This is a genomic window from Micromonospora maritima (assembly GCF_902825405.1).
In the GTDB taxonomy this organism is placed as follows: domain Bacteria; phylum Actinomycetota; class Actinomycetes; order Mycobacteriales; family Micromonosporaceae; genus Micromonospora; species Micromonospora maritima.
Window position 1 is genome coordinate 1 of record NZ_CADEAU010000773.1, and the last position, 1788, is coordinate 1788.

General features: G+C 73.7%; 1 protein-coding gene and 1 pseudogene. Both read left to right on the top strand.

Annotation, left to right across the window (positions count from 1 at the left end; genetic code table 11):
- Positions 1-369 (top strand): annotated as a pseudogene (locus HUW36_RS34725) (hypothetical protein); the annotation flags it as partial.
- Positions 370-553: 184 nt separating this feature from the next.
- The coding region (locus tag HUW36_RS32155) for a DEAD/DEAH box helicase (protein ID WP_174531497.1) at positions 554-1788 on the top strand (1235 nt) is incomplete at its 3' end.

Sequence of the window (1788 nt, forward strand, 5' to 3'; positions counted from 1 at the left end):
CCCGTCGCGCCGCCGGTGGTGCCGGCGCCCGCGCTGCCGACCTGGCCGCCGCCGGCCGCCCACGACGCCGCACCGACCCGTCCGGTACGCCCCCAGTCGGGCGTCCAGGACCTGGCCTCGACCGTGTACGGGGGCACCGAGGGGCCCGGCTTCGCCACCGTCTCGTTGCCGCAGGGAGGTCCCACGGAGACCTCGGGTTCCCTGACCGGGCACATCCTGGCCCAGGGCTGGGCCGAGGACTCGCCGACCACCCGGGCCAGCAACACCAAGGTCATCATCGTGCTGGCCGTCGCGTTGACCGTGCTGATCGCGATCAGCCTGCTCGTGGTGTTCCTGGCCAACGACGCGCTGAGCGGGCTGACCGGCTGACCGGGGTGAGTCCGCCCACTACCACCTCGCGTCGCGGTGGTCGATCCGGCGGAGCGCCGTACACTTGTCGGGATCACTGACCCGGCGCGACCGACTACGCGCCCATGGGCGATCTTGCGGGCGATTCGACGGCGTGACGCCGCGGCGGCCATCGCGAAGATGCGCCCCGCTCGAAAGGCATTTCTTGACCACCTTCGCTGCCCCCGGCACGTCCCCGTCCACCGAACCGACCCCCGAGGTCGTCGACTTCGCCTCCCTCGGCCTGCCCCGGCCGGTGGTCGAGGCGCTCGCCCGGCAGGGCATCACCACCCCGTTCGAGATCCAGCGGGCCACGCTGCCCGACGCGCTCGCCGGCCGCGACGTGCTCGGCCGGGGCCAGACCGGCTCGGGCAAGACGCTCGCCTTCGGCCTGCCGGTGATCGCCCGGCTCGCCGACCGCAACCGGGCCCGGCCGCTGCACCCCCGCGCCCTGGTCCTGGTCCCCACCCGCGAGCTGGCCATGCAGGTCAACGACGCGCTGATGCCGCTCGGCAAGTCGGTCGGCATCTTCCTGAAGACCGCCGTCGGCGGCGTGCCGTACGACCGGCAGATCGACGCGCTGCGCCGGGGCGTGGAGATCGTCGTGGCCACCCCGGGGCGGCTCGGCGACCTGATCCAGCGCGGCGTCTGCCGCCTCGACGACGTCGAGATCACGGTGCTGGACGAGGCCGACCAGATGGCCGACATGGGCTTCCTGCCCGAGGTCACCGAGCTGCTGGCGAAGACGCCGGCGGACACCCAGCGGCTGCTCTTCTCGGCCACCCTGGACAACGACGTCGACACGCTGGTCAAGCGGTTCATGACCGACCCGGTCACCCACTCGACCGCCCCGGCGACCGCTGCCGTGTCCACCATGGACCACCACCTGCTGCTGATCCCGCCGCACGACAAGTTCGCGGTCACCGCCGCCATCGCCGCCCGCGAGGGACGCACCATGTTCTTCGCCCGCACCCAGTTGGGCGTCGACCGGCTGGTCGAGCAGCTCGCCGCGGTGGGCGTACGGGCCGGTGGGCTGCACGGCGGCAAGACCCAGCGGATGCGCACCAAGACGCTTGCCGAGTTCCGCGAGGGCCGGACGAATGTGCTGGTCGCCACCGACGTGGCGGCCCGGGGCATCCACGTCGACGGGGTCTCGCTGGTGCTGCACGTGGACCCGCCGAAGGACCCGAAGGACTACCTGCACCGGGCCGGCCGCACCGCCCGGGCGGGCGAGTCGGGCGCGGTGGCGACCCTGGTGCTGCCGAAGCAGCGCCGGACCACGCTGGCCATGCTGGAGAAGGCGGGCGTGGAGCCGGCCCAGACCCGGGTCCGCGCGGGCGACGCGGTGCTGTCGGAGCTGACCGGTGCCCGCGAGCCCAGCGGGGTGCCGGTCCGGGAGGA